Source organism: Brevundimonas sp. (assembly GCF_044239655.1).
Lineage (GTDB): Bacteria > Pseudomonadota > Alphaproteobacteria > Caulobacterales > Caulobacteraceae > Brevundimonas.
Map to the genome: position 1 here is coordinate 1 of NZ_JBIIAY010000183.1, position 3,964 is coordinate 3,964.

Consider the following 3,964-nt stretch of genomic DNA (forward strand, 5'->3'; position numbering starts at 1 on the left):
GGGCTGCGGCGCGGGCAGTGTGGAAGGCGACGTCTATCACCTCCGTCCCCATCGCGCGCGACAGGCTGGTTTCCCTGATGCCGCCGGTAGCGGGATCGACGGTCTCATTGACGACGTCCCAGGACACGACCTGAGGAAAGCGGTCGCATAGCCGTCGGATGTGATCTGTCACGATCGCCTCGGCCGATGTGGCGGGCTGCGGGCCGAAATCGTGGTCGGTCAGCCACTGGGGGAACCATTGAGGGTGATGCCAAAGCAGGGTGTGGCCTCTGAGCGCCATCGCGTGCTCGGAGGCAAAAGCTGCGATGGCGTCGGCCCCGGCGAAGTCGAAGACGTCTTCGCGGGGTCGGACGGAGTACCATTTCATCTCGTTCTCGCAGACCAGCATCCCGCATTCCTTGGTCAGCAGGGCGCGATAGACCGGATCGTGCTGGGAACCGGCCAGAGTGCCTGCATCGCCCATCCCCGTCGAACTGCCGAACACCAGGCCCTTTTCTGCCGCCAGAGCGTGCAGCGACGGTCCGCTGGCTGCGGGATGATCGGCGGTAACGCTCGAGGCTGCGCAGGCCGCGACCGGGGTTACCGCTGCGGCGGCTGCGGCCGCAGCGAGTAGGCGCCGACGATCGATCATGAGGAGGGCCTTGCGGATTGAGAATGAGGTTGTGGCCCCAGATAGGTCCGGGGGAGAGGACGCGTCGCGACCACGACCCGCTGGAACACTAGGCCGGAATCCACGAGCCAGATCTTGACCCGGTGCAAGCCAGCCGATTCTACGCTGTGCCGGGATGTGGGTAGGACGATGTTGTCGCCAACAGCACGCTCCCAGGCTGCCAGCGCAGCAGGTGCCCCTGGGTCGAGGGCGATGGTGACGATCTGAGGTGGCATGTCGTCGATGGAAACCGCATAGCGCAGTCCGGCTCCCCCTCGAAAATCAAGGGTCGGGGACAACTGGACCTGGACGGCGATATTGCCGGCTTCCCAAAGCTGGATGTCATACTCGAGCCGTGGCCCGTCACCTCCGGGGGTCAGGCTGACGGCTTGTGAAGATCGCGTGGTCACACCGGAGCCGAAGCGGCCGAGGCCCGGCACGACTTCCCATGCGGTGCCGTCGGATGAAATCATGCGGCTCGCGGCAGCGGCGTCGATCGTGACGTGCCCGTCAGCCTCGACGAAGGCACCGGGGATTGCGCCTCCGCGGTTCTCGATCTGGACCGGCACGAGGACCCTCGAGCCGTCAGAACCCGTAATGGTGACCTGGGCATCAGAGGTGCCCGCCGGTGCCTGGGTCCAGTCAGCCGAGACCTCGATCCGAGTGGTTGCGCCTGCAGCCCCTTGGGCGGCGGACAATCGAATCCAGGGCTTGTCCGCCGCAGCTTCGTAGGAATTCGGCGTCGCGCCTCGATCGAATACCTCGATCCACCGGCTCTGTGCGCCATAGCGATCAAGCGCCGGTAGCGCCGTTGTCGTCGCTCCGCCAGACCAGGATGTGTCGGCGCCTTCGACGGCGACGCCGAGGCCGTTGCCGGAACTCGTGACTGTGGCCAGGTTTGGCAGAACGTCCCGTTCCGGTTGTTGCCACGTCGTGTAGCTGATGTGGGTCTGGTCCATCATGTGCCTCCACTTTCCACCCGCCAGTGCGTGGTAGGCTGCGGTCAGTTCGCGGTCTCGATCAAAGAGGCGGCGGACCTCGCTTGCAGCCTCCGAGGCTGCCTGTGTCCGCCCCTGAGCCGCATGGAGACGCTGGCGACCCGTCGCGACATGCAGTCGGGTCAGATTGGCCGAAGCCTGAATCGGAAACCATGCGAGTTCCACGAAGGCGTCGTCCTGATCGGCCCGGAGTCGCGACCGGATCGCATCCGCACGGTCCGCAAGCGCAGCCCAGTCGGCGACTACACGCTCGGCCTCGCGATCATGGATCTGGCTATAGGTCGCGGCCGTGATGAGCTCGGGCTTCCGGCGGCTGTTGTATCGTGTGTAGGTCTCGATCAGTTCGCCGATCGCTGGCCCTTCGACCGACCCGAACTGAGCCGTGGCCCAGTCCGAAGCCCAGCTATCCATGCGCTCAACCGTCATGGCCTCCGGGTCCCAGGCCTGGTCCAGGAAGAAGTCGATCGGAGCTTCCATCGGCTTCAGATCGCCTACGTTGACGATCCAGAGTTGGTGGGCCCCTGCCTGATGGGCCAGCCGCATCTGCTCCCAGGTCCGCTCGATCTGATTGGTATTGACCCATTTGTAGTTTCGGGGACCACCAACATAGTCAAAATGATAATAGACCCCGTATCCTCCCGATCTGGGGGCACCGGGCGTCGGAAGACGACGAATGTTTCCCCAGTTGTCGTCGGCAAACAGCAGCGTGACATCCTCGGGCGTCTTCATGCCCTGATCGTAGTAGTCCTGAACTTCCTTGTAGAGCGCCCAGATCTGGGGCGTCTGTTCAGGGGGGCGTCCCGTGGTTTCGGCGATGATTCGCCGCTGGTTGGCGACGATATCCTCGAGCAGGCTGATCGCCGTGCCCTCCGTCATGGCTTCATCGCCATCGCCTCGCATGCCGATGGTGATGATGTTTTCTGTCCTGGTGGCGCGTTCCATGCCGCCACGCCAGAACTCGGAAAGACCTTGCCTGTTGGTACGCCAGTCCCACGCCCCGCCGCCTTGCCGTGACCACTCCTGATGAGCCCGGTTCATGGGTTCGTGATGCGAGGTTCCCATGACCACGCCGATCTCGTCCGCCCTTAGGGGATTGAGCGGGTCGTCGGCGTTGAACGCGTCGCCCCACATCGCAGGCCAGAGATAATTGCCTTTCAGGCGCAGGATCAGGTCGAAGACCCGCTCGTAGAACTGATGATTGAATCCGCCAAAGGTCGCGCGGGCCCAGCCGCTCAATGCGGGAGCCTCGTCGTTGAGAAATATCCCGCGATACCGGACGACCGGCGCGTCCGTGCGCCGGCCTGCGGCGATGACGAGGTCGGGCTGGACCGCGACGGGGACATCGGCCCACCATCGCCAGGGGGAAACGCCGATACGCTCGGAGATGTCATAGGCCCCAAAGATGGCTCCACGTTTGTCGGCACCTGCAATAACAAGCGCGTAGGGTACTCCGGGCAGGGGATCAGCGACGACCTGCTGTACAAACCCTTCCCAGACACCGTCGACAGTAGACACATCCAGGCGTCCCTCTGCGATCAAGCGGTCGATGGTGGCGTTCCGACCGATCGTACCGATAATTACAGCGTCGCCGTCTACTGTAGTCGCCGAACCAGCGGCCGAACCAGCGGCCGAACCAGCGACTGCGGCTAGATCTCCGCGCAGGCCTTCAGCGGCACGCAGGACACCCGGCCAATCAGAATCGTCTGTTATCACACGTGCGGCGCGCCCCCCGACGATCAGGGACAGACCCGGACCTGAATGGCAGATCGAGATTGGCTCCACACAGGTAGCTGCTGTGTGGGCCAGCGCGGGAACAGCCGTGAGGCAAGCAAGTAAGAGCGTGGCTCCGGACAGAATGCGGGGCATCAACGCCGTCTTCAGCCGGGATTTGTTTGCGTCCGAAGTGTTCATTGGTTCCTCCAGGCTCCCCGCTTTTTCTCGGCGATGGTAGCGCTCCCAAACGCTAAGCACGGTCTCCTAGTTGGTCAACCCTTGGCAACGAGGTGCGACAAACCTCGTCCCAGAGCCGGGACAGCAGCGAACGTCGCGATGTCTCGCATATTCAAGTGCCTCAGCTAGGTGACGTCACTCAGTGAAAAGCCGATACCATTTCGCACAATGGCCGGTATGCGCAGATGCGCGCTCTGTTCCCTGTTTGTACTTGAGCGATAGCCGGGCTAGGTTCACGGCATGCCAATAAAAACAGTGAGACAAAACCTGATCTTCCCCCGCAAAAGTGGACGGGGTTAAGCCGCTCTGCGTTCGGCCTCGGCGGGGCTGATGTAGCCCAGTGACGAGTGCAGGCGGCGGGGATTGT

General features: G+C 63.2%; 2 protein-coding genes. Both read right to left on the reverse strand.

What is annotated here, in order from left to right:
• Positions 1-631 (reverse strand): endo-1,4-beta-xylanase (locus ACILQR_RS15875; protein WP_395652348.1); only part of this gene is annotated, 631 nt, incomplete at its 3' end.
• The gene (locus tag ACILQR_RS15880) at positions 628-3,558 is read right to left on the reverse strand and encodes a glycosyl hydrolase 115 family protein (protein WP_395652349.1); all 2,931 of its coding nucleotides are present in this window, start codon (positions 3,556-3,558) and stop codon (positions 628-630) included. The genes ACILQR_RS15875 and ACILQR_RS15880, both read right to left, overlap by 4 nt.
• Positions 3,559-3,964: the final 406 nt, after the last annotated feature.